The organism is Kushneria indalinina DSM 14324, from assembly GCF_003385845.1.
Lineage (GTDB): Bacteria > Pseudomonadota > Gammaproteobacteria > Pseudomonadales > Halomonadaceae > Kushneria > Kushneria indalinina.
In genome coordinates, this window is sequence record NZ_QRDJ01000006.1 from 1,355,881 (window position 1) to 1,380,076 (window position 24,196).

Annotated in this window: 17 protein-coding genes; 10 read left to right on the forward strand and 7 right to left on the reverse strand. The window is 61.7% G+C overall.

Going from position 1 to position 24,196, the window contains the following annotated elements:
- Window positions 1-74: 74 nt before the first annotated feature.
- Window positions 75-1,778: a choline dehydrogenase gene (betA, locus tag C8D72_RS06385; RefSeq protein WP_115853493.1), complete on the forward strand. Its 1,704-nt coding sequence runs from the start codon at window positions 75-77 to the stop codon at window positions 1,776-1,778.
- Between the two features lie 50 nt (window positions 1,779-1,828).
- Here the strand turns inward: betA and edd are convergent, their stop codons facing one another.
- Window positions 1,829-3,730, reverse strand: coding sequence for a phosphogluconate dehydratase (gene edd, locus C8D72_RS06390; RefSeq protein ID WP_115853494.1), 1,902 nt, complete (start codon window positions 3,728-3,730; stop codon window positions 1,829-1,831).
- A gap of 325 nt (window positions 3,731-4,055) precedes the next feature.
- Here edd and C8D72_RS06395 point away from each other — a divergent pair, with 325 nt between their 5' ends.
- From C8D72_RS06395 to C8D72_RS06410, 4 genes are all read left to right on the forward strand, one after another.
- Window positions 4,056-5,327 carry an efflux RND transporter periplasmic adaptor subunit gene (locus C8D72_RS06395; protein ID WP_115853495.1) on the forward strand — a complete coding sequence of 424 codons (1,272 nt, stop codon included), beginning with the start codon at window positions 4,056-4,058 and terminating at the stop codon, window positions 5,325-5,327.
- On the forward strand, window positions 5,324-8,443 hold the full coding sequence (locus C8D72_RS06400) for a multidrug efflux RND transporter permease subunit (protein ID WP_115853496.1): 3,120 nt from the start codon (window positions 5,324-5,326) through the stop codon (window positions 8,441-8,443). The genes C8D72_RS06395 and C8D72_RS06400 overlap by 4 nt, the downstream gene beginning before the upstream one ends.
- Window positions 8,440-11,502 (forward strand): efflux RND transporter permease subunit, encoded by a 3,063-nt coding sequence (locus C8D72_RS06405; RefSeq protein ID WP_115853497.1) that lies wholly within the window; start codon window positions 8,440-8,442, stop codon window positions 11,500-11,502. The genes C8D72_RS06400 and C8D72_RS06405 overlap by 4 nt, the downstream gene beginning before the upstream one ends.
- 217 nt (window positions 11,503-11,719) lie before the next feature.
- Entirely contained in the window at window positions 11,720-13,141 is a 1,422-nt protein-coding gene (locus tag C8D72_RS06410) for a hypothetical protein (RefSeq protein ID WP_115853498.1), read from the forward strand.
- Window positions 13,142-13,200: 59 nt separating this feature from the next.
- On the opposite strand, the gene C8D72_RS06415 is transcribed toward C8D72_RS06410, so the two are convergent.
- Window positions 13,201-13,722 carry a hypothetical protein gene (locus C8D72_RS06415; protein WP_147301503.1) on the reverse strand — a complete coding sequence of 174 codons (522 nt, stop codon included), beginning with the start codon at window positions 13,720-13,722 and terminating at the stop codon, window positions 13,201-13,203.
- Between the two features lie 232 nt (window positions 13,723-13,954).
- Between C8D72_RS06415 and ugpB the strand changes: the two genes are divergently transcribed.
- The 5 genes from ugpB (at window position 13,955) to C8D72_RS06440 (ending at window position 18,991) form a co-directional block, all read left to right on the forward strand.
- Complete coding sequence (gene ugpB / locus C8D72_RS06420) at window positions 13,955-15,286, forward strand: sn-glycerol-3-phosphate ABC transporter substrate-binding protein UgpB (protein ID WP_115853500.1); 1,332 nt, start codon at window positions 13,955-13,957, stop codon at window positions 15,284-15,286.
- Window positions 15,287-15,361: 75 nt separating this feature from the next.
- The gene (gene ugpA, locus C8D72_RS06425; RefSeq protein WP_115853501.1) at window positions 15,362-16,240 is read left to right on the forward strand and encodes a sn-glycerol-3-phosphate ABC transporter permease UgpA; all 879 of its coding nucleotides are present in this window, start codon (window positions 15,362-15,364) and stop codon (window positions 16,238-16,240) included.
- A 41-nt stretch (window positions 16,241-16,281) separates the two neighbouring features.
- Window positions 16,282-17,127 carry a sn-glycerol-3-phosphate ABC transporter permease UgpE gene (gene ugpE, locus C8D72_RS06430; RefSeq protein ID WP_115853502.1) on the forward strand — a complete coding sequence of 282 codons (846 nt, stop codon included), beginning with the start codon at window positions 16,282-16,284 and terminating at the stop codon, window positions 17,125-17,127.
- 1 nt (window position 17,128) lies between these two features.
- Complete coding sequence (locus tag C8D72_RS06435) at window positions 17,129-18,223, forward strand: ABC transporter ATP-binding protein (RefSeq protein WP_115853503.1); 1,095 nt, start codon at window positions 17,129-17,131, stop codon at window positions 18,221-18,223.
- A 3-nt stretch (window positions 18,224-18,226) separates the two neighbouring features.
- Window positions 18,227-18,991: a glycerophosphodiester phosphodiesterase family protein gene (locus C8D72_RS06440; RefSeq protein WP_115853504.1), complete on the forward strand. Its 765-nt coding sequence runs from the start codon at window positions 18,227-18,229 to the stop codon at window positions 18,989-18,991.
- A gap of 97 nt (window positions 18,992-19,088) precedes the next feature.
- Here the strand turns inward: C8D72_RS06440 and trpC are convergent, their stop codons facing one another.
- The 5 genes from trpC to C8D72_RS06465 all read right to left on the reverse strand — a co-directional run bounded on the left by trpC (window position 19,089) and on the right by C8D72_RS06465 (window position 24,146).
- Window positions 19,089-19,889: an indole-3-glycerol phosphate synthase TrpC gene (gene trpC / locus C8D72_RS06445; RefSeq protein ID WP_115853505.1), complete on the reverse strand. Its 801-nt coding sequence runs from the start codon at window positions 19,887-19,889 to the stop codon at window positions 19,089-19,091.
- 64 nt (window positions 19,890-19,953) lie between these two features.
- On the reverse strand, window positions 19,954-20,982 hold the full coding sequence (gene trpD, locus C8D72_RS06450) for an anthranilate phosphoribosyltransferase (protein ID WP_115853506.1): 1,029 nt from the start codon (window positions 20,980-20,982) through the stop codon (window positions 19,954-19,956).
- Between the two features lie 83 nt (window positions 20,983-21,065).
- A complete protein-coding gene (locus tag C8D72_RS06455) occupies window positions 21,066-21,686 on the reverse strand; it encodes an anthranilate synthase component II (protein WP_115853507.1) in 621 nt (206 codons plus the stop codon).
- Between the two features lie 101 nt (window positions 21,687-21,787).
- Window positions 21,788-23,275 carry an anthranilate synthase component I gene (gene trpE, locus C8D72_RS06460; protein WP_170140523.1) on the reverse strand — a complete coding sequence of 496 codons (1,488 nt, stop codon included), beginning with the start codon at window positions 23,273-23,275 and terminating at the stop codon, window positions 21,788-21,790.
- 196 nt (window positions 23,276-23,471) lie between these two features.
- Complete coding sequence (locus C8D72_RS06465; protein WP_115853509.1) at window positions 23,472-24,146, reverse strand: phosphoglycolate phosphatase; 675 nt, start codon at window positions 24,144-24,146, stop codon at window positions 23,472-23,474.
- Window positions 24,147-24,196: the final 50 nt, after the last annotated feature.

A 24,196-nucleotide genomic window follows, 5' to 3' on the forward strand; every position in this document is an offset into this window, starting at 1 on the left:
TCGGCGCTTCTCGTTTTGACAGGGCAGGCATCACGGTTACCGATGCCCCGCCCATGACTCCTCAGGAGGGCTTGATGACTGACACACGTGAATACGACTACATCATCATCGGCGCCGGGTCGGCCGGCAACGTACTGGCGGCGCGTCTGACTGAAGACGACGATGTCACCGTACTGCTGCTGGAGGCCGGCGGGCCGGATTACCGACTTGATTTTCGCACCCAGATGCCGGCGGCGCTGGCCTATCCGCTGCAGGGCAAGCGCTACAACTGGGCCTTTGAGACCGACCCCGAACCCTTCATGAACGATCGGCGCATGGAGTGCGGTCGCGGCAAGGGACTGGGTGGCTCATCGCTGATCAACGGCATGTGCTATATCCGCGGCAACGCCATGGATCTGGAAGGCTGGACCGAACTGCCCGGCCTGGACGACTGGGGCTATGCCCACTGCCTGCCCTATTACAAGAAGGCCGAAACCCGCGACATCGGCGGCAACGACTATCATGGCGACCACGGCCCGGTGCAGGTCGCCACCCCCAGGCCAACCACCAATCCGCTCAACCGCGCCTTCATCGAGGCCGGCAAACAGGCGGGCTACGGGGAAACCGACGATCTCAACGGCTATAAGCAGGAAGGCTTTGGGCCGATGGATCGCACCACCACGCCCAACGGCCGTCGCGCTTCAACCGCGCGGGGCTATCTCGACATTGCCCGCCATCGCCATAACCTGACGATCGAAACGCACGCCGTGACCGACCGGATCCTGGTCGAAGGCAAACAAGCCGCTGGCGTTGCCTATTCCCGCCGAGGCCAGAACCAGCAGGCCCATGCCCGTCGAGAAGTGCTGCTGTGCGCCGGCGCCATCGCCTCGCCGGCCATCCTGCAGCGCTCAGGAATAGGCGATCCCGACTGGCTCCGAGAGATGAGCATCGACGTAGTGCACGAGCTGCCAGGTGTCGGCAAGAACCTGCAGGATCACCTGGAGATGTACATCCAGTACGAATGCAAGCAGCCCATTACGCTCTATTCGGCGCTGAAGTGGTACAACCAGCCCGGGATCGGGGCCGAGTGGCTCTTTCAGGGCAAGGGCATCGGCGCCAGCAACCAGTTCGAGGCCGGCGGTTTCATTCGCACCGATGAGGGCGAATCCTGGCCCAATCTGCAGTATCACTTCCTGCCGTGTGCCATCAGCTACAACGGCAAAAGCGCCGTCCAGGCCCACGGATTTCAGGCTCACGTCGGGTCGATGCGCTCGAAAAGTCGCGGGCGCGTCAAAATCAAGTCGCGCAACCCGGACGAGGCGCCCAGCATCCTGTTCAACTACATGAGCGAGACGCGGGACTGGGAAGAGTTTCGTGACGCCATTCGCGTCACACGGCGTATCATCGAACAGCCGGCGCTGGATGCCTACCGTGGCCGCGAAATCGCACCAGGCCCTGATATTCAAAGCGATGAGCAGCTCGACGAGTTCGTGCGCCATCACGCCGAGACGGCCTATCACCCCTGTGGTACCTGCCGCATGGGCGAAGGGCCGGATGCCGTGGTGGATGGCCAGGGGCGTGTGCACGGCATGGAAGGGCTGCGCGTGATTGATGCCTCCCTCATGCCCATCATCGTGACCGGCAACCTCAACGCCACCACCATCATGATGGCGGAAAAGCTGGCCGACAGCGTGCGTTCCCGCCAGCCGCTGCATCCGCTGACCGAGGTGACGTTTTATACCGCGCAAAAGCCCGGGCAGAACGCCCGCGAGACTGGTGGCTCTCAAGCGCATCAGTAGCCTCTCACGGTCTGATCATGAAAAAACACCGGGCCTGTGCCCGGTGTCTTTCATTCGTGGCCTGCATTGATGGAATCGATGCAGACCGGGGAGCGCTCCCTGTCAACGGGCGAGACAGGTGCTACCTCGGCGGCCTCGAAGCCGCCAAAGGTGCTGGCGCCCTCCTCGGCGCTGCCCACCAGCGCACGCATGCCGGCAAACATCTCCCGGCCCAGACCGTGATGATACTGCTCAAGATCGGCCTGAGCACACTGCCGTGCGGCGAACTCCTCGGCATCGATGAGCACCTCAAGGCGACCGCTGATCGAATCGAGTCGAACCATGTCACCATCGCGCAGTCGCGCCAGCGGCCCGCCATCCAGCGCCTCGGGGGTCATGTGAATCGCAGCCGGCACCTTGCCGGAAGCCCCGGACATGCGGCCATCGGTCACCAGCGCTACCTTGAAGCCCCGATCCAGCAGTGACCCGAGATAGGGCGTGAGCTTGTGAAGCTCGGGCATACCATTGGCACGCGGACCTTGAAAACGCACCACGGCAATGACATCACGCTCGAGTTCACCGTTATTAAAGGCCGTCTTGAGTGCGTCCTGATCGGCAAACACCCTCACCGGCGCCTCAATAATACGAAACTCCGGTTTGACCGCAGAAATCTTTATCACGCCACGCCCGAGATTGCCATCCAGTACCGCCAGCCCGCCCGTGGGCGAGAAGGGATGCTCAACGTCGGTGAGCACGTCCGGGTCCAGACTCTCTGCCGGGCCCTCACGCCAGACCAGCCTGTCCCCTTCCAGGAAAGGCTCCTGCGTGTAGCTTTCCGCCAGCGTTTTCCCCGTGACAGTCGGGATATCGCCATGCAGCAGGCCACCCTTGAGCAGCTCCCGGATCAGGACGCTCATGCCGCCGGCGGCGTGGAAGTGGTTTACATCCGCCTGCCCGCTCGGGTAGACATGCATCAGGCTGGGCACCACCGCCGAGAGCTCGGCAAAGTCATCCCAGTTCAGGGTAATGCCGGCCGCGCCCGCCATGGCGATCAGGTGCAGGGTATGGTTGGTGGACCCACCCGAAGCCAGCAGCCCCACCAGCGCATTGACGATCGCACGCGCATCGATCTGCTGCCAGAAGGGCAGATAGCTGCCGCCCGGCTCGGAGTTCTTGATCGCGCGCTCGGTGCCATGGGCCGTCAGGGCATCGCGCAGCGGCGTATTGGGATTGACAAAGGAAGACCCCGGCAGATGCAGCCCCATGATCTCCATCATCAGCTGATTGGAGTTGGCCGTGCCGTAAAAGGTGCAGGTGCCGGGGGCATGATAGGAGGCGGATTCCGACTCCAGAAGCTCGGCGCGCCCCACCTTGCCTTCGGCAAATTTCTGACGAATGCGCGCCTTTTCCTTGTTGGGCAGGCCGCTGGGCATGGGTCCTGCGGGAACAAAGACGGCCGGCAGATGCCCAAAGCGGGCGGCGGCGATGAAAAGCCCGGGGATGATCTTGTCGCATACCCCCAGAAAAAGCGCGGCATCGAACATGTTGTGAGAAAGCCCGATGGCGGCGCTGCGGGCAATGCTGTCGCGTGAAAAGAGTGACAGCTCCATGCCGGGCTGGCCCTGGGTGACGCCGTCACACATGGCCGGCACACCGCCGGCGACCTGAGCCGTTGAGCCCATGCGGCGCGCGGCTTCGCGAATGACGTCGGGGAATCGCTCAAAGGGCTGATGGGCCGAGAGCATATCGTTGTAGGACGTTACGATGCCCAGGTTGGCGCTGTTGGTCAGCTTGAGCTGCTGCTTGTCAGAGGCGCTGCAGGCAGCAAAGCCATGGGCCAGATTGCCGCAGTCAAGCGCGCCGCGATGAACACCTCGGCGATGCTGTTCCTGCATGCGAGCTTCATACAGGGCGCGGCGCGACTCGGATCGCTCGATGATGCGCCGGGTTACGCGGGTCAGGGTGGTGTGCATGAAAACCTCGCCTGTCACGGTCTCGAAGGGAATGGATCAGTTTATCCGAATTGTCTCGTTTTTGTAGTTAAACTACCTTTTGCGTCCACCACAATGTTCGGGCCGTGGTACGACGCCCGGGTCAGCTCCCCGGATGATGAGGTAAACTGATCCCCTGCAGGTGAAATGATGTCATCCCATGAAGCCTATGCCTAATCTCATGCGGCGTTTCCTGATATTTCCTCAATGACCGCCGATAAAAACGTTAACCTGACACCACCCATCGACGAGTGCCTGCCCGGTGCCGGTCGTGGGACAACAACAGCCTGACAACGGAAGTGGACGCATGTCTCACCCCCCTTCAACGCGCCGTATTACCGTCAAACGTGTGCTTTTGTGGACCCTGTTACTCCTGATTGGCCTGATCATTGTGTGGTGGTTTTTTCTGCGCGAGAGCCCGGAAAGCGATGACACCGACTCACAGGACGGCGCCATGCCACGCTCTGCGGTGGCCGCAGTGATGGCCCGACAGGGGGACTTCCCGGTCACCCTGAGTGCTCTGGGCACCGTACGCTCACTTTCGAGTGTCGAGATTCGGCCTCGTATCGAAGGCGAACTGCTATCGGTAGACTTCGAGGAAGGTCAGCGCGTCGAAAGGGATCAGGTACTGGCGCATATTGATGACCGTACCTATCAGGCACAGCTGGCCCAGGCCAACGCCGAGCTGACCCAGAATCAGGCGCAGCTGGCCACGGCCCGGGAAGACCTTAAGCGCTATGAGAATTTAAGCCGCGCCAACAACGTCTCGCGTCAGGACCTGGAAACCCAGCGCCAGCTGGTGCAACAGTATCAGGGCGCCGTGGAAGCCTCCCGCGCCAATATTCAGAGCGCCCGTGTTCAGCTGGACTACACCACCGTGCGTGCCCCGGCCGATGGCATCATCGGGCTGCGCAACGTGGATCCGGGCAACATTGTCGCCACCGGCGATGAGAACCCTATCGCCACCCTGACCGCGCTCAATCCCATTTCGGTCGTGTTCTCCCTGCCCGGCCAGTATCTCTCCCGGGTACGCAACAGCATGCAGCAGAAGCCCATGATGGTCAGCGTCATGGATGACAGCGCCTCTGACTCGATCGCGACAGGCGAGCTGACCAGCATCGACAGCGCCATCAATACCGATACCGGCACGGTACGGCTGCGCGCGCGGCTGGATAATGACGACGAGCAGCTCTACCCCAATGCCTTTGTCAACGTGGAGCTCACTCTGGCCACGCTGGAAAACGTGGTGATTGTGCCCGAGACCGCCATCCAGAACAGCGAAGCCGGCAACCATGTCTATGTGGTGGATGACGAGGACACCGTCCATCAGCGCAGTGTGAGCGTGGGTGCCAGTGACGATCTGCATGCCGTCATCGACTCCGGCCTTGAGGTCGGCGAGCGGGTGGTGGTGGATGGCGTGGATCGCCTGCGCGATGGCGCCAGCGTCAACGTGGTCAGTAACAACCTGCCGGGCGAAAGCGACGCCACGGACGAGGCCCCCCCGGCGGGCGAGACCACCAATGAGGGTCAGCTCAAGTCAACCGATGAGCCCGCCGGCGAGGGTGAACGATCGTCATGAACCCGTCGCGTCTTTTCATCCTCCGGCCGGTCGCCACCTCGCTGATCATGCTGGCCATTCTGCTGGCCGGCGTCATGGCCTATCGACTGCTGCCGGTGGCCTCCCTGCCGGAGGTGGATTACCCCACCATTCAGGTGACGACGCTCTACCCGGGTGCCAGTCCCGACATCATGCTCTCCAACGTCACCTCGCCGCTGGAGGATCAGCTCGGCCAGATATCCGGGCTTGAGGACATGCGCTCCACCAGCACCGGGGGCGCGTCGCTCATCACGCTGCGCTTTGGCCTCGACAGCGACCTGGGCGTGGCCGAGCAGGATGTGCAGGCCGCCCTTAACCAGGCCAGCAATCTGCTGCCCAATGACCTGCCCATGCCGCCGAGCTACAGCAAGGTCAACCCGGCGGACGCCCCGGTCATGACGCTGGCCGTGCGCTCGGACAGCCTGCCGCTGACGCGCGTCTATGATCTGGTCGATACCCGACTGGTACAGCGCCTTTCCCAGGTCAGCGGTGTCGGTCTGGTGTCCCTGTCCGGCGGGCATGAGCCCGCCATCCGTATCGACGGCGACGCTCGCCGCATGGCGGCCCACGGGCTGGACATGGAAGCGGTGCGCAATGCCATCACGGCGGCCAACGTCAATCAGCCCAAGGGCACCCTGTATGGTCCCTATCGGGCGCTGACCATCGATGCCAACGATCAGCTCACCTCTCCCGAGCAGTACCGCGACCTGATCATCAAATACGACAACGACATGCCGCTGCGCCTTCGCGATATCGCAAACGTTCATGAGGGCTCGGAGAATGCCTGGCTGACCGCCTGGGCCGATCGTGACCCGGCGCTGATCATCAGCGTTCAGCGCCAGCCCGGCGCCAATGTCACCAGCGTGGTCGACGACATTCAGCGCCAGTTGCCCGAGCTGCAGGCAAGCCTGCCCGACAGCGTGGATATCTCGGTGCTCAGCGATCGCACCCAGACCATTCGCGCCTCGGTCGAGGATACCCAGTTCGAGCTGGTGCTGGCCGTGGGGCTGGTCATCCTCATTACCTTTCTGTTTTTGCGCAACATCCCGGCCACCATCATCCCGAGCCTGGCCGTGCCCATGTCGCTGATCGGCACCTTCGGCGTCATGCATCTGGCGGGCTTCAGCCTCAACAACCTCACCCTGATGGCCCTGACCATTGCCACCGGCTTTGTCATTGATGATGCGATCGTGGTGCTGGAGAACATCATTCGCTACCTGGAGAAGGGCGAAAAACCCCTGGATGCGGCGCTCAAGGGCGCCAAACAGATCTTTTTCACCATCATCTCGCTGACCGTGTCGCTGGTGGCGGTGCTGATTCCGCTGCTGTTCATGCAAGACGTGGTCGGGCGCCTGTTCCGCGAGTTCGCCATTACGCTGGCCGTGGCCATCGTGATCTCGGCGTTCATTTCCCTGACGCTCACCCCCATGCTGTGCGCCAAAATGCTCAAGGCACGCGCGCCCGAAAAAGGCGCCGACAGCGATGATGCCCAGGCCCATGCCGAGAGCTACTCGGGGCTTTTCGGACGACTGCTGCGCCTTTATGACCGCGGGCTTCGATGGGTGCTGGCCCGCCAGCGCCTGACCCTGGCAGTGGCCGTCATCACCTTTGGCGTCACGGCGCTGTTGTATCTGGCCATTCCCAAGGGGCTCTTTCCGCAGCAGGATACCGGCGCCATTCGCGGTATCAGCGAGGCGGATCAGTCGATCTCCTTTGACGCGATGGCCGAACATCAAAAGGCGCTGGCCGACATCATCCTGAACGACCCGGCGGTGGAGAGCCTCTCCTCGACCATTGGCGTCAACGAGGACAACAGCACGCTCAATACCGGGCGCTTTCAGATCAACCTCAAGCCGCTGTCCGACCGTGACGGCGCCCAGCAGGTCATCGAGCGGCTCAACGACAAGGCCCAAACCGTGGCCGGCATGCGGCTCTATCTGCAGCCGCTGCAGGATCTGACGCTGGATGACAACGTCAGCCGCTATCAGTACCAGATGTCGGTAACCAACAACGATGCCGGCCTTCTGTCACGCGATGTGGAAGCCCTGCTGGATGAGATCCGCCAGTCGCCGGCCGTTTCGGGCGTGGCCTCGGATCTACAGGAGCGCGGCCTGCAGCTCTATCTGGATATCGACCGCGACCGCGCCAGCCGGCTGGGCATCAGCGTCAGCGATATCGATGCCACGCTCTACAATGCCTTCGGTCAGCGCCTGATCTCGACCATCTTTACCCAGTCCAACCAGTACCGGGTGGTCATGAACGTCGCCGATGATCAGCAGCGCGGCCCCTCGGCGCTGGATCGCCTTTATCTGGAAGCCGACAGCGGCGACATGGTGCCATTGACCTCGCTGGTCAGCGTCGAGCAGCGCTACGCGAGCCTGTCACTGTCGCGCCAGAACCGTATCGCCGCCGCCAACGTCTCCTTTGACGTGGCACCGGGTTACTCGCTGTCCCAGGCCTTTGATGCCATCGATGAGGCAGCCAGCCAGGCGGAGCTTGATCAGGATACGCAGATGGCCTATCAGGGCGCCGCGCTCGGGTTTGCCGGCTCCACGGCCAACACGCTGTTGCTGATTCTGGCCGCCGTGGTGGTGATGTATATCGTGCTGGGCGTCTTGTATGAGAGCTACATCCATCCGCTGACCATTCTCTCCACTCTCCCCTCGGCGGCCATCGGGGCGCTTCTGGCGCTGATGCTTACCGGCAACGATCTGGGCATGGTGGGGATCATCGGCATCATTTTGCTGATCGGGATCGTCAAGAAAAACGCCATCATGATGATCGACTTTGCCCTCGACGGTCAGCGCCATATGGGGCTGACGCCGGGTGATGCGATCTATCGCGCCGCGCTGTTGCGCTTTCGCCCCATCATGATGACCACCTTCGCCGCCCTGTTTGGCGCCATTCCGCTGATGCTCGCCAGCGGCTTCGGCTCGGAGCTGCGCCAGCCGCTGGGCCTTGCCATGGTCGGCGGGCTGCTGGTCAGTCAGCTGCTGACACTCTTTACCACGCCGGTCATCTATCTGTTCTTTGACCGGCTGGCCAGCCGGGTCACCCGTACCGACCACACGACCGCCACCGATGGACACGCCTCATGAGTCTGTCCTCGCCCTTTATTCAGCGACCGATCGCCACCTCGCTTCTGACCCTGGCGATCATTCTGGGCGGACTGCTCTCCTACGCACGCCTGCCGGTGGCGCCGCTGCCGGCGGTGTCGTTCCCCACCATCCTGGTCACGGCCAGTCTGTCCGGGGCCAACCCGGAGACCATGGCCTCGACGGTGGCCACCCCACTGGAGCGTTCGCTGGGCCAGATCGCCGGCATCAGCCAGATGACGTCGTCGAGTTCGGACGGCTCGACCAGCGTCGTCATTCAGTTCGACCTGGAAAAGGATATCAACGAGGCCGCCCGTGAGGTACAGGCGGCCATCAACCGGGCCGAGGCGCTGCTGCCGAGCGCCATGACCAGCTCTCCTCGGCTTCGCAAGCTCAACCCGGCCGACTCGCCGATCATGCTGCTGTCACTGACCAGCGCCGAGATCGACAAGGGCACGCTTTACAACCTGGCCGATCAGGATATCGCTCCGCGCATCTCGCAGGTCGAAGGGGTTTCCCGCGTCAGCGTTGGCGGCAGCTCCTCGCCGGCGGTACGCGTCACGCTCAACCCGCGCAAGCTCGAAAACGCCGGCATCAGCCTGAACGAGGTCCGCGATGCCATCAACGCCGCCAACAGCAATCAGCCGACCGGCTTTACCGAAGATGACCGCTATCGCTGGAGTGTGCATACCGACTCGCAGATGTTCGAGGCACAGGGCTATCGTGATCTGATCATCCATCGCGACGGCGATCACGTCATGCGCCTGGGCGATGTGGCCCGCATCGAAAAAAGCGTCGAGGACATCTACAACGTCGGCTTTTACAACCGCCAGCCGGCAGTGGTCATCGTGGTGAGCCCGGCCAGCGATGCCAACGTGATCGAGACCATCGATCGCATCAAGGAGCGCCTGCCCGGCATCCACGCCGCCCTGCCCGCCAGCGCCGACCTGCATACCGTGCTGGATCGTTCACCCGGCATCAGCGCCTCGCTGCAGGAGACCCAGATCACCCTGATCCTGGCAGTATTTCTGGTGGTGATGGTGGTCTTTGTCTTTCTGCGCAACCCGCGGGCCACGCTGATCCCGACCGCCGTCATCCCGGTGTCGCTGCTGGGCACCTTCATGGTGATGTATCTGCTGGGCTATTCGCTCAATACGCTGTCGCTGATGGCGCTGATCATTGCCATCGGCTTTGTGGTCGATGACGCCATCGTGGTGGTGGAAAACATCGCCCGACACATCGAGGCCGGCATGGACGTGCGCCAGGCAGCGCTTTTGGGCGCGCGTGAGGTGGGCTTTACGGTGCTGTCGATGAGCGTGTCGCTGGTCGCCGTGTTCGTGCCACTGCTGTTTCTGGGCGGCTTTGTCGGCCGGCTCTTCCACGAGTTTGCCATGACGCTGGCCACAGCGGTCCTGGTGTCGCTGCTGGTCTCGCTGACGCTCACGCCGATGCTGTGCTCGCGCTGGCTTAAAGGGTCCGCGCATGAGCGCCCCCCGGGCAGAATCCCGCGTCTGATCGAGCGCTGCGGTCAGGCCATTCTGGCCGGCTATGAGCGCACGCTGAACGTTGCCCTGCGCCACCGGCGCCTGACGCTCTTGTCGCTGGTGGCCGTGATCGTGCTTAACGGCTTTTTGTATGTGCACATCGACAAGGGCTTCGTGCCCGATCAGGACACCGGGCGGTTGATCGGCGCGGTGCGGGGCGATCAAAGCATCTCGTTTGAGGCCATGTCGGCCAAGCTGGAAATGGCGCGGGATCGCCTGCTGGCCGATGACGCGGTGGCAAGCGTACTGGGCTTTCTGGGCGGCAGTGGCCCGGGCGGCGGCGGCATGAATTCGGCCACCCTGTTTGTGTCCCTCAAGGAGGATCGTCAGGGCGATACCAACGCCAACGGTAACCGCCTTTCCGCTCTGATGAGCGACATTCCCGGGGTGCAGGTGTTCATGCGCGGGCTGCAGGATCTGCGCATGGGCGGGCGCTCATCCAGCAACAGCCAATACGAGCTGACGCTCAAAAGCGACGACCTGGCGCTGCTCCGGGAATGGTCGCCGCGGGTGGCGCAGGCGATGCGGGACATTTCGGAAATCACCGGCGTGGACAGCGATAACCGCGACGGCGGCCAGGCCATCAAACTGGTGGTGGATCGCGACCGGGCATCTCGACTGGGCCTGAGCATGCGCGATATCGATACCCTGCTGGGCAACGCCTTCGCCCAGGGGCAGATCTCCAGCGTCTATGAAGGCACCAACCAGTACTACGTGGTGCTGGAAGTCGCCCAGCAGTGGCAGCGCTCGGCCAGGTCACTGGAGATGATGCACATCGTCAACGACGAGGGCAGCCCCATACCGCTGTCGACCTTCAGTCATTACGAGCGCAGCACCAGCCCGGTCAGCGTCAGCCACCAGGGACAGTTTGCCGCCACCACGGTATCGTTCAATTTAAGCGACGGAGTGTCCCTGTCCGAGGCGACCGACATCATCAGCGACCGCCTTGATCGACTGCACCTGCCCACGGATATCCAGGCCGACTTCGAGGGCAGTGCCGCCAGCTTTCAAAGCGGCGTAGAGGCAATGCCCTGGCTGATACTCGCCGCGCTGGTCACGGTCTACCTGGTGCTGGGTATCCTCTACGAGAGCTACATTCATCCGCTGACGATCCTGTCTACCCTGCCCTCCGGGGGGATAGGGGCGCTGCTGGCGTTGATGCTGCTGGGCAAGCCTTTCAGCCTGATTGCCCTGATCGGCATCATTTTGCTGATCGGCGTGGTCAAGAAAAACGCCATCATGCTGGTGGATTTTGCCCTGAGCGCCGAACGCGAGCGCGGTCTTTCTTCAGGCGACGCCATCCGCGAGGCGGCACTGGTGCGCTTTCGCCCCATCATGATGACCACCCTGGCCGCCATTCTGGGCGCCCTGCCGCTGATGTTCGGCACCGATGAAAATGCCGCCCTGCGCGCGCCGCTGGGCATCTCCATCGTCGGCGGCCTGATCGTCAGTCAGATCCTGACGCTCTACACCACCCCGGTGGTCTATCTCTATCTGGATCGCCTGAGACGACGCTGACCAACGCCTTCAGACAGACACACAAAAGGGCCCTTCCTGACCACAGGAAGGGCCCTTTCGCGTTTACGGCCATCAAACAAAAGCGGTCTGCTTTTATTTATAAACAGCGTTTATACCTTTAGTTTCCAGTGGTAAGTTACCTGTGACAGGGCGTATCACAATCACAAGAAAACCGCTCCATGTCTGCCCTACATAACAACGATCACAGGAACAGTCCATGACAACCCAAACGGATTCACGACGTCTGAAACTGCTGGCGCTCTCCTTGAGCGTTGCCACGGCCATGGCCGCCACCGCCGCGCAGGCCGCCCCGGATGACCAGCAGACCATCGAGGCGCTGCGCACCCAGCTCGAGCAGATGCAGCAAAGGCTGGACCGGCTGGAAAGCCAGCAGGCGGCCTCTTCCAATAATCATCAGGACGTAGCGACAAGCGATACTACGGCCACTGCTGATCCGCAGCAGTCACAGTCACAGTCACAGCAGAGTCTGGCGCAAGAGAACAGCTCTGCCATTGAGCAGATTCAGCAGACCCAGATCAGCGGCAAGCTCGAGTTTGGTGGCAGCTTTAACGACTGGAGCCGTACAAGCAGTCGTGATGATAACGGCAACCGCACTCTCAATACTGAAAAGGATACTGCCGGCGATCTGGACTTCGGCAAGTTCATTCTGGCCGTGGAAGGTGGGATAGGCGATCTTGAATACGCCTTCGAGTATCGCTTCTATGACGGCTACCAGTTCCTGAAATCGGGCTGGCTCGGTTTCAATCCTAATGACGATGACACCATCCGCGTTGGTCTGGTCCAGACGCCCTTTGGCAACATGGACTACGGCTATCAGGGGTGGTATGGCACCCTGCCCTATCTCGCCGGTTTCAACGACAACCAGAATGCCGGGGTCAAGTGGGATCACCGCCAGGGGCCCTGGGATACCTCGCTGGCCTTTTTCAAAAGCGATAATCTGGGCAGCGGCAACGAGCACTATGGCGCCAACGCTATTGGTGAAAGTCCGCAGGCCAACAGCGAAGAGAATCAGCTCGCCGCCCGCGCCGGCTATACCTTTGACCACGGCGAAGACTACTCGACCCAGCTGAACGTCTCGGCCAAGGGCGGACAGCTCTACAATCAGCAGACCAACCGCAGCGGTGACAACTGGTCGGCAGCCATCGGACTGGACGGATCGTACGGCAACTGGCGCACCATGTTTCAGGCCACGACCTATGAATACAACCCCAAAAATCCGTCGGAAGCGCAGTCCGGCATCTCCGACAACGCCGTACAGATCGGTGCCTTTGGCTTTAACTACCTGATTCCAAAACGCGGCCAGATGTATACGGCCAGTGCCAGCTACAGCATGGATGTCGACTGGGGCCCGGTTGAAAACCTGTTTTTCTTCAATGATTTCAGCTACATCGACCCGTCGAATGATTTCTCGTCCATCGATAGCCTCGGCAACGATATCGTTGGCTCCGGCAGTCAGAAAGATCCGATGCTCAACGACCTGGGTGTGCTGGTGACCGCTGGCCCCTACTATGCCTGGTTTGACATCGTGACCAACAAAAACGGGTTGAACTATTTTGGCTCACCGGTCAACGACGGCTGGCATACCAGCTTCCTGACCAATTTCGGCATCAATTTCTAACTGTCGATGACCATTAAAAAACCCCGGCCATAGCCGGGGTTTTTTAATACGCCCGCCGGTCAGATCAACGTAGTGAAGTGCTCAAGCCCTTCGGCAAAGCGGGTCTTGTGGCGCTCAAACAGGGACGAATCACGCTTGAAGGCGCGCAGCACGGCGTCCGACTGAAAATCCACCACCTCCGGTGCCTGCTCGAGCGAATCCACGCTGGAACGCGCGTTGAAACCGGTGCGCAGATCGCTATCGGCGTGGCGATACCAGCGCTCGAAACCAAAGGTGGTGAAAAAGGCTTCAAGCCTTGGGTCCGAGGTCGTGACCCGCATCGCCGTCGACTCTCCGAGCCGGGTGACCAGTCGACGGCCATACCCTCTGCCCTGCTTTTTCTCGGGCGTGGCCAAAAGCCTGAGTGCCACCCCGCGCCCTTCCACGTCAAGCGTCAGCAGGGCCACCGAGCAGAGCCTTGCGCTGTCATCAAAAAGGGCCACGATACGCGCCGACTCCTGCTCCAGCAGTCGGCTCACGCCGGCAAACTCGACCAGGGGCGCAAGCCCCGCTTCCCGCCCGAATACGCTGGCACAGAGCATGGCCAGACAAGCATCCCGATCCTGCGCGTCGGTGATATATGAAATCTTCAAAGCTGCGTCTGTCCGCCGTTCAAAAGGGTCATGATGCCACGCGCCCCGCTTTTGTGGCTAACCCTTGTCGCGCCTGGCGCACTGTCACACGTCTGACACATATCCGACACATGATTGCCACGCCGGCCTCTCAGCATATTGATGCAGCAGAGATTTCCATAAAGACAACGCGGAGCACAACATGGTCAAGGGTTTCAGGGGCATCGCTTCAATGGCAGCACTGTCCACGCTGGCGCTGGGCGCCATGCCGGCCAGCGCCGCCACCGATATCGTCTGGTGGCATGCCATGGAGGGCGGACTGGGTGACAAGATCGACGAGATCGCCGAAGGCTTTAATCAGTCGCAGTCCGACTACGTGGTCAAGCCGGTCTACAAGGGCACCTACAGCGAGAACATGACCTCAACCATTGCCGCTTTCCGCGCCGGTAATGCCCCGGCCATTACCCAGGTCTATGAAGTCGGCACGGCCACCATGATGAACGCCCGCGGCGCCATCTATCCGGTGCATGAGCTCATGGCCGACACCGGCCAGCCTTTCGACCCTGACGGCTATCTGCCGGCCGTCACCGGCTATTACAGCACCACGGATGGCGACATGCTGTCGTTGCCCTTCAACTCTTCAACGCCTGTGGTCTATTACAACCGCGATCTTTTCGAAAAGGCCGGGCTTGATCCCGATGCCCCGCCGACCACCTGGGAAGACATTGCCGAGGCGAGCCGTAACATCACGGACAGCGGTGCCGCCAGCTGCGGCTTTACGACCACCTGGCCCAGCTGGATTCAGCTCGAAAACTTCGCCGCGCGCCATGACATTCCCTTTGCCAGCGAGCAAAACGGTTTTGGCGGACCTGCAGCGCGAATGACGTTCAACGAAAGCGACGCCGTCGTCGCCCACGTGCAGGATCTGATCGACTGGCAGCAAAGCGGCGTATTTGCCTATGGCGGTCGCGAGGATCAGGCCTCACCGCGCTTTTTCTCCGGCGGCTGCGCCATGCTGATGGCCTCCTCGGCAAGCTATGCCAGTGTGCGCGACAACACCGAAAACTTTGAATTCGGTGTGGCCCCCCTGCCCTGGGATCCCGAAGTGATCGATCAACCAAAAAACTCGATTATCGGCGGCGCCTCGCTGTGGGTGCTCCAGGGGCAGAGTGATGCGGTCTACCAGGGCGTTGCCAGGTTCTTCAACTACCTCTCTTCACCGGAAGTGCAGGCCGACTGGCATCAGTTCACGGGCTATCTGCCCATTACCGACAAGGCCTATGCCCTGACCCGGGAGCAGCACTTCTATGAGGAAAACCCCGGCACCGAAATTGCCCTCAAGCAGATGACCAGCGGTGAGCCGAGCGACAACTCGCGCGGGCTGCGTCTGGGTAACATGCCCCAGATTCGTGATGTTATCGAAGAGGAACTCGAACGGGCCCTCAACGGCGACAAGAGCGCTGAGCAGGCGCTGGACGACGCAGCCGAACGAAGCAACGAGCTGCTCGAGCAGTTCGAGCGCAGCGTGCGCTGACGCCTTGCCCCGGCGGCGCTGACGTCGGGGCAAGCCTGCCTGTTTTCTGTGTCTTTCGGATATTCCTGCCAGCCCATGTCCACCTTTCAACGTCACCGCCTCACGCCATGGATGCTCATGGCACCCCAGCTCATCATCGTGCTGGTGTTCTTTTTCTGGCCGGCCATCACGGCCCTGCGACAATCCCTGTATGTGCAGGATGCCTTCGGCCTGGGCGAAACCTTCGCCGGCCTGGCCAACTTCACACGGGTGCTGGCCTCACGGAGCTACCACGAAGCGCTGGTCAATACGGCCATCTTCAGCGTCAGCGTGGCGCTGGGGGCGATGGCCATTGCGCTGTTGCTGGCCACCATGGCCGATCGGGTGCTGCGCGCCAGCCGCGCCTACCGCACGCTTCTGATCTGGCCCTACGCCGTGGCGCCCGCCGCGGCCGGCGTGCTGTGGATGTTCATGCTTGACCCCACGCTGGGAGTGCTGACCCGGGCGATGACGGTGCTGGGCATTGACTGGGATTTCCGGCTCAACGGTGGTCAGGCCATGGCGCTGGTAATCGTTGCCGCCATCTGGCAGCAGATGAGCTACAACTTCGTGTTCTTTCTGGCCGGCCTTCAGGGCATTCCGGCCAGCCTGCTGGAGGCCGCTGCCATCGATGGCGCCGGACCCTGGCGGCGCTTCTGGACCATCACCTTTCCACTGCTCTCGCCTACCACTTTCTTTTTGCTGGTCATGAACACCATCTACGCCTTTTTCGAGACCTTCGGCACCATCGATACAACCACCAGCGGCGGGCCGGGCGGTGCCACCCGCACCCTGGTCTACAAGCTCTATCAGGACGGCATTGTGGGGCTGGATCTGGGCGGCTCGGCGGCGCAGTCGGTGCTGTTGATGCTGATGGTCGGTCTGTTGACCCTGGTACAGTTTCGCTATGTCGAACGCCGCGTGCAGTACCACTGACGTTCCTTCAACCGCATTGAACCCTGTCAGGAAACCTTGTCATGCGCTATCACCGCCCGGGCCTTGATGTACTGGCCCACACCCTGCTGATCATCGGGGCGCTGATCTTCATGCTGCCCGTCATTCTGGCCGTACTGGCCTCGACCCAGACGCCCGGGGCGCTGTTTTCCGGAACGCTGCCGCTGTCGTTCGGCACCAGCGGGCTGGATCACTACCTGACGCTGTTAAGCGAACCGGTCCGCGGCATTGGCGTGCCTGCCTGGCGACTGATGCTCAACTCGCTTTTGATGGCGCTGGGCATCGCCATCGGCAAGCTGGTCTTTGCGATTCTGGCGGCCTATGCGCTGGTCTTTTTTCGCTTTCCGTTTCGCCGCTGCTGCTTCTGGCTGATCTTTGTCACGCTCATGCTGCCCATCGAGGTGCGCATCGTGCCGACCTACGGCGTGGTCGCCGACCTTGGTCTGATCGACAGCTATCCGGGGCTGATCCTGCCATTGATCGCCAGCGCCACGGCAACCTTCCTCTTTCGCCAGTTCTTTCTGACATTGCCTCCCGAACTGATGGAGGCTGCCCGGGTAGACGGCGCCGGGCCGTGGCGGTTTTTTATCGACATTTTGCTGCCGTTGTCCAAAACCAATATCGCAGCGCTGTTCGTCATCATGTTCATCTACGGCTGGAACCAATACCTGTGGCCGCTGGTGGCCATGAGCAGCGCCGATAACGCAACGCTTGTGATGAGCCTCAAGCGACTGACCCTTTCCACCGATGGCACCCCACCCTGGCATCTGGCCACCGCCATGACCGTGCTGGCCCTGCTGCCACCGGTGGTCGTGATCATCATCATGCAACGCTGGTTCATCAAGGGCCTGGTGGATACGGAGAAATAACATGGCAGAACTGGAACTCAGACGCCTTCGAAAGCGCTATGCGGGCGGCGCGGACGTATTGCATGACATTGAACTGAGCGTCCATGACGGCGAGATGATCGTGGTCGTGGGCCCGTCGGGCTGTGGCAAGTCAACGCTTTTGCGCATGGTGGCAGGGCTTGAAACGATCAGCGGCGGTGAGCTTTTGATCGACGGGACGTGCGTCAACGGCCAGGAGCCGGCCGAGCGTGACATTGCCATGGTGTTTCAAAACTATGCGCTCTACCCGCACATGAGCGTGTTCGACAACCTGGCCTATAGCCTTAAAAATCGCGGCACCCCAAAGGCCGAGATCGCCCGGCGCGTTGAGGAGACCGCACGGCTTCTGGACATCGCCACGCTTGTGGATCGAAAACCCCGCCAGCTCTCCGGCGGGCAGCGCCAGCGCGTGGCCATGGGTCGCGCCGTGATTCGAGAGCCGCGCGTGTTCCTGTTTGACGAGCCGTTGTCCAACCTGGACGCCAGCCTGCGCGTGCAGATGCGTCAGGAGATTCGCGCCCTGCAGCAGCGCCTGGGTATCACCTCACTCTACGTGACCCATGATCAGACCGAGGCCATGACCATGGCCGACCGGCTGGTGGTTATGAATGCCGGACGCATCGAACAGATCGGCACGCCCATGGCACTGTTTCGAAAGCCTGCGACCCGGTTTGTCGCCGGCTTTATCGGTTCACCGGCCATGAACTTTCTGACCTTTGCCACCGATGATCTGCCCGACTGGCTGACCAGGGTGCCGGCAGACACTACGGAGCCGCTCAGGGGCGAGCTGAGTGTGGGCATCCGACCCGAGCACATCATGCTGACGCCCTCGGACGCAGGGCATATCGAGGCTCGTATCGAGCTGGTAGAGCCGCTGGGCTCGGAGAGTCTGGTTCATGTACGCCCGGCCGATCACGAGGCGCGACTGGTGGTGCGACACGCCGGTACAGAACTGCCCACGGCGGGTCAGATGACTGGCCTGAACGTCCAGGGACCGTTTCATCTGTTCGATCACCATGGACAACGACTGACGACCCGGCCCAGACTTGCCGACACTACCTGTCCCATGGAGTCCTGATGCATGCAACTACCACGCTATATCGCCCACCGTGGCCTCTCGAAACACGCCCCTGAAAACACGCTGGCCGCCATTCAGGCCGCCGCTGATGCCGGCTGTGAGTGGGTCGAGCTCGACGTCCAGTGTCTGGGCGACGGTACGGCGGTGATCTGGCATGACGAAAGCGTTGATCGCTGCAGTGATGGCCAGGGGACGCTGATTGACATGACGCGCGATCAGATTCGCCACCTGGATGTCGGCAGCTGGTTCTCTCCTGACTTTCGTGGCGAGCGTATGGCGCTGCTCGATGAAGCGCTCTCATTGATCAGCGCGCTGGAGCTGGGTGTGAATCTGGAGCTCAAGATCAACCCCGGCCACGACCCGGTCGAGCTTGCCAACACCGCGGTCCACCGCGCCCGCCAGGTCCTGCCGCTTGATCGTCTGCTGGTATCGAGTTTTGACATGAACGCGCTTGAAAGCGCCCGGGCACAGGATGAAAAGCTGGCGCTGGGGCTTTTGTATGAGGCCATCCCGCGGCGCTGGGCCAGTGACGCCCAGCGGCTTCGCCCTGTCAGCGTCCACGCCGACTGGACACAGCTTGATCAGGAGCGGCTTATCGAGATTCAAAGCGCCGAGCTTGCTCTGCTCTGCTATACGGTCAACGACCCCGAGCGCTTCGCCTCCTGGTGGGACCACGGCGTCAGTGGCGTCATCACCGATGACCCTGCCCTGTTTGATTCGCGCTATCAGCGTCGAACGCGCGGCGACGGCAGCCGCAAGCCGCGCTAAAGGCTCTGGAGCGTCTGAAGTTCAACAGGTGAAAAAGCCCCGAAACGAACACTGCCAGCGCGTGGCTGGCAGTGTTGATCGTGCTTGCGGGGTCGGCTCAGGTAAAAAAGAGCTGGCGCAGGGCGTCGCCCGGGTCCGCTTCCCGCATGAAATGCTCGCCCACCAGAAAGGCGTTGACGTTGCCGCGACGCATGCGCGCCACATCCTCGCGAGTGGCAATGCCTGATTCGGTGACCACGCGCACGCCTTCCGGCACCTTCTCGAGCAGTTCAAACGTGGTGTCCAGCCGGGTCTCGAAGGTATGCAGATCCCGGTTGTTGATGCCCACCAGCGCCAGATCCAGCTTTAGCGCCCGCTCGAGCTCTGCCATGTTGTGTACTTCGACCAGCACGTCCATGCCCAGCTCGATGGCCAGCGAATTGAGCGTTTTCATCTGGCGATCATCGAGTGCGGCCACGATCAGCAGGATCGCATCGGCCCCCATGCTGCGCGCCTCATAGACCTGATAGGGCGCGACGATAAAGTCCTTGCGCAGCACCGGCAGCTGACAGGCGCCGCGGGCGGCGATCAGAAAACGCTCGCTGCCCTGGAAGTAGTCGGCATCCGTCAACACGGACAGGCAGGCGGCACCGCCGGCTTCATAGCGCTGGGCGATGGCGACCGGATCAAAGTCGGCGCGAATGATGCCCTTTGAAGGCGAGGCCTTCTTGATCTCGGCAATCACGGCCGGGTCGCCGTTGGTCAAACGCTGATTCAGCGCGGCGGCAAACCCGCGGGTGGCCGGCGCCTGCTCGGCGCGCGCACGCAGCGTGTTTTCGCTGATGCTGGCCGAGCGCTCGGCAATCTCTTCATGCTTGCGGGCCATGATACGGGTCAGAATGGTAGGCAGCGTACTCATGCGGTGTTCCCTGAAAATCGCCGGGGCGTGCGCGTGCGTCACACCCCGGCGCTATTGTAGTGAGTCAGTCGCCGGCCTCGGCCAGTCGGGCAGAGAACTCTGCCAGCGCGTCCAGTTTTGCAAGCCCCTGCCCCTTTTCGAGGGCGTCACGCACGGTCTGCACGCCCTCCCTGATGGAGCCGGCCACATCGGCCACATAGAGCGCGGCACCTGCGTTGTAGGCCACCATGTCGGCGGCCACACCCTCCCCGCGCAGGGCCGCCTTGACCAGTACCAGGCTCTCATCCGTGCTGTCGGCGCGGATCGCTTCCAGCGGCTGGCGCTCAAGACCGACATCCTCGGGAGTGATCACATATTCGTGAATCTCGCCGTGATGCAGCTCGGCCACCCGGGTGGCCGAGGCGATAGAGAGCTCATCAAGGCCATCCTCGGCGTGCACGACCAGCACATGCTGGCTGCCCAGGCGTCGCAATACCGTCGCCATGGGCACGAGCAGATCAGGGCTGTAGACCCCGATAACCTGGCGCGTGGCCCCGGTCGGGTTGGTCAGCGGCCCGAGGATATTGAACATGGTGCGCACGCCGAGCGCCTGGCGCACCGCCACGGCGTGGCGCATGGCCGTGTGGTGGTTGGGGGCGAACATGAACCCCACCCCGACCTCCTCGATGCAGCGGGCGATCTGCTCGGAGGAGAGTTCCAGTGACACGCCGGCACGCGACAGCAGATCGGCACTGCCGGAGCTGCTGGAAACGCCCCGGCCGCCGTGTTTGGCCACACGGGCACCGCAGGCCGCCGCGGCAAAGCTGGCCGCGGTCGAGACATTGAACAGCCCCGCGCCATCGCCACCGGTGCCCACGATATCGACCACATGGTCGGCATCGACCTGCACCGGATACATCAGCTCACGCATGACCATGACGGCGGCCGTAATCTCGTCGACGGCCTCGCCCTTCATCGCGAGACCGACCAGAAAGCCGCCCATCTGCACCGGGTCGGCTTCACCGCGCATGATGGTCGACATGACCGTTCGCATCTCGTCTAGACCAAGATCCTCACGGCGGGTAACGCGCGAAATGGCTTCCTTGAGCTCCACGAGTCTCTCTCCATGCCACAGGCAGCAGGCGCCACCCGAAAGGTTTTTTGATCATCGCATCAGGGTGAAGATGCGCCGGAACCTCAGGCTTCGGCCGTGGCCATGCGTGAGGGATTTGATGGCTGACGCTTGAGGAAGTTGGCCAGAAGCTCATGGCCCTGACGCGACAGGATCGACTCCGGATGAAAGAGCACGCCTTCCATGTCCAGCGTCCGATGGCGAATGCCCATCACAAGACCCGGGGTCACATCATCGCTCACGGTCGTGGACGTAATCTCAAAGCAGTCGGGCAGCGTCTCGCGCTCGAGAATCAGCGAATGATACCGCGTCACTTCCAGCGGATTTTCAAGACCTTCAAAGGCCCCTTTCCCGTCATGATCGATCATCGACGTCTTGCCGTGCATGACCATGGGGGCCCGGACCACCTTGCCGCCATAGGCCTGACCGATGGCCTGAAAGCCCAGACAGATGCCAAAGATCGGCACCCGGCCGGCAAAGTGGCGGATCAGATCCAGCGAAATGCCGGCTTCACTGGGACTGCAGGGCCCCGGTGAAATCATCAGATGGGTAAAGTCACGCTGCTCGATCTCCTCGATCGTCAGCGTGTCGTTGCGGATCGTCTCGACCTCGGCCCCCAGCTCGCCCAGATACTGGACGATGTTGAAGGTAAAGCTGTCGTAGTTGTCGATCATCAGAATTTTCATGGCTTTCCCTCCCCACGATGGCCGGGCGGTCGGTACATCGACACAAAATGGCCCGGCTGGTATTCGGTGTTGGCGCGTTGATTCAGAAACGGAATCCGGCGCTATTCGAGGTTGTCCAGCCCGCGTTCTGCCATGGCAACGGCGCGGAACATGGCACGGCGCTTGTTGAGCGTCTCCTGCCATTCATTGTCGGGATCGGAGTCGGACACGATACCACCACCGGCCTGGACGTGAAGCTCTCCGTTCTTGATCACGGCGGTACGAATGGCGATTGCCATGTCCATGTTGCCCTGCCAGGAGAGATAGCCCACGGCGCCCGAGTAGATGCCGCGCTTGACCGGTTCGAGCTCGTCGATGACCTCCAGCGCGCGCACCTTGGGGGCCCCGGAGAGCGTACCGGCCGGGAAGGTGGCACGTAAAACGTCCATCGGTCCCAGTGACGGCTTGAGGCGCCCGGTCACGTTGGAGACGATATGCATGACATGCGAGTAGCGCTCGATGGTCATTTTATCGGTCAGCTCGACCGAACCGGGCTCGCTGATACGTCCGACGTCGTTGCGCCCCAGATCGATCAGCATGACATGCTCGGCAATCTCCTTGGGATCAGAGAGCAGCTCGTTTTCGAGCGCTCGATCTTCCTCTTCACTGGCGCCGCGATGACGGGTGCCGGCGATCGGGCGCAGCGTGATCTCGTCGTGATCCAGGCGTGCCAGGATCTCGGGAGAGGCCCCGACAACATGGTGGTCATCGAGATTGAAAAAGAACATGTAAGGTGACGGATTAAGACTTCGAAGCGCCCGGTACAGATCCAGCGGCGGCGCCTGATAGCCGATGGTCATGCGCTGGGAAGGCACACACTGCATCAGATCGCCGGCCGCCACGTACTCACGAATGCGTGTGACGGCGTCCTTGTAGCCCTGCTCCGAGAAACTGGCAAAGAAATCGTCCTCGGCCACGGCATCGCGACCGGTACCGGGACTCGAAGTGTTGATCGGGGTATGGCGAAGCTGATGCTCAAGCGTTACCAGCCGCTCGCGGGCCTGCTCGAGCGCGTTCGCCTCACCCGGATCGGCATGAACGAGCAGGGTCAGGCGTCCGGAGAGGTTGTCAAAGACCACCAGCTCATCGGCCACCATCAGAAGAATGTCGGGTACATCGATCGGGTCGGGCTTTTCGACCCCGCGCAGACGCGGCTCGATCAGGCGGATGGTGTCATAGCCGAAATAGCCGACCAGCCCGCCATCAAAACGCATGGCGTCACTGGTTTCCGGCGCCCGGAAACGTCGGCGAAACTGCTCGATCCATTCCAGCGGGTCATCGACCTCGGTGGCGCCCTGCAGATAGTCATCCACGTAGTGGCGAACGGTGAAGCCGCGCACCTCGATACGCTCGCGACAGGGCAGACCGATAATGGAGTAGCGACCCCACTTCTCGCCGCCCGTGACCGACTCGAGCAGAAAGCTCCAGGGCGCGTTGGCAAGCTTTAAATAGGTCGACAGAGGCGTTTCAAGGTCGGCCAGCACCTCACGGGTGACCGGAATACGGTTATAGCCTTCGGCGGCGAGTTCGGCGAAGCGCTCGGATGTCATCATGTCGCTGAGTCCTGTAGAGGAAGAAACGGTAGTTCGTTGCAGGGAGCCGGTATCACCAGCGCCAGCGCTTGACGTTTCTCATCAGTCCGCAGGCCTTTGCATTGAGTGACATGATTGTATCTCGCAAGCTGAAAATTCCTTCGCAGGAAGGTAGAAAAAGGGCGAGCAGCGCGACCATGGCGCGTTTTTAACCCTAAACGAGTTCTTCAAGTGAATCAAGAAGATGGTCGGGGTTCAGTGCTGCAATGGGCTCGCCATGATTGTAGCCGTAGGTGACCGCCAGACAGCGACATCCGGCGGCCCTGGCGGCCTGCACATCACTGCGTGAATCACCGATCATCAAAACGCGCTCCGGCGCGATATCAAGCAATCCGGCGATATGCAAAAGCGGCGTCGGATCAGGCTTTTTCTGCGCCAGAGCGTCTCCCCCCAGGGCATGGGAGAAAAACCCGTCAAGCCCCATGGCCTCGAGAAGCGGGTCAATGAACCGCGACGGCTTGTTGGTCACCAGCGCCTGGGCAATGCCGCGCTCGCGCTGGGCCTCAAGACAGTCGATCACGCCGGGATAGCAATAGGTGTTGGACATCATGTGCTGCTCATAGAACTGCATGAACAGCGCCAGCGCATCGTCAAGCTGCGCGCTATCAGGTCCCTGCCCCCCGAAGGCGCCGGCATGCAAAAGCGCCCGCTCGACCAGCCGCCGTGAGCCGTTGCCCACCCAGTCGCGTACCCGGTCGATGCCGACGGGCGAGAGGTCCATGGCTTTCATCATCTCATCGACAGCCAGCGCCAGATCCGGCGCCGAGTCGATCAGGGTGCCATCGAGGTCATAGAGGATCAGGTCAATATCGTGGAGCGCATCGTGCATTGTCAGGGCATCACCGCAGGTGAATTCGGGTCATGATGACCCCATGTAAG

Excerpts from the sequence above, each read along its gene's own strand:
- betA (WP_115853493.1), top strand. The coding sequence starts at position 75 with ATGACTGACACACGTGAATACGACTACATCATCATCGGCGCCGGGTCG.
- C8D72_RS06465 (WP_115853509.1), bottom strand. The coding sequence starts at position 24,146 with ATGCACGATGCGCTCCACGATATTGACCTGATCCTCTATGACCTCGAT.
- C8D72_RS06395 (WP_115853495.1), top strand. The coding sequence starts at position 4,056 with ATGTCTCACCCCCCTTCAACGCGCCGTATTACCGTCAAACGTGTGCTT.
- C8D72_RS06415 (WP_147301503.1), bottom strand. The coding sequence starts at position 13,722 with ATGCTCTGTGCCAGCGTATTCGGGCGGGAAGCGGGGCTTGCGCCCCTG.
- trpE (WP_170140523.1), bottom strand. The coding sequence starts at position 23,275 with ATGACATCCGAGCGCTTCGCCGAACTCGCCGCCGAAGGCTATAACCGT.
- C8D72_RS06400 (WP_115853496.1), top strand. The coding sequence starts at position 5,324 with ATGAACCCGTCGCGTCTTTTCATCCTCCGGCCGGTCGCCACCTCGCTG.
- ugpB (WP_115853500.1), top strand. The coding sequence starts at position 13,955 with ATGGTCAAGGGTTTCAGGGGCATCGCTTCAATGGCAGCACTGTCCACG.
- C8D72_RS06410 (WP_115853498.1), top strand. The coding sequence starts at position 11,720 with ATGACAACCCAAACGGATTCACGACGTCTGAAACTGCTGGCGCTCTCC.
- ugpA (WP_115853501.1), top strand. The coding sequence starts at position 15,362 with ATGTCCACCTTTCAACGTCACCGCCTCACGCCATGGATGCTCATGGCA.
- C8D72_RS06440 (WP_115853504.1), top strand. The coding sequence starts at position 18,227 with ATGCAACTACCACGCTATATCGCCCACCGTGGCCTCTCGAAACACGCC.
- C8D72_RS06435 (WP_115853503.1), top strand. The coding sequence starts at position 17,129 with ATGGCAGAACTGGAACTCAGACGCCTTCGAAAGCGCTATGCGGGCGGC.
- C8D72_RS06405 (WP_115853497.1), top strand. The coding sequence starts at position 8,440 with ATGAGTCTGTCCTCGCCCTTTATTCAGCGACCGATCGCCACCTCGCTT.
- trpC (WP_115853505.1), bottom strand. The coding sequence starts at position 19,889 with ATGAGTACGCTGCCTACCATTCTGACCCGTATCATGGCCCGCAAGCAT.
- ugpE (WP_115853502.1), top strand. The coding sequence starts at position 16,282 with ATGCGCTATCACCGCCCGGGCCTTGATGTACTGGCCCACACCCTGCTG.
- C8D72_RS06455 (WP_115853507.1), bottom strand. The coding sequence starts at position 21,686 with ATGAAAATTCTGATGATCGACAACTACGACAGCTTTACCTTCAACATC.
- edd (WP_115853494.1), bottom strand. The coding sequence starts at position 3,730 with ATGCACACCACCCTGACCCGCGTAACCCGGCGCATCATCGAGCGATCC.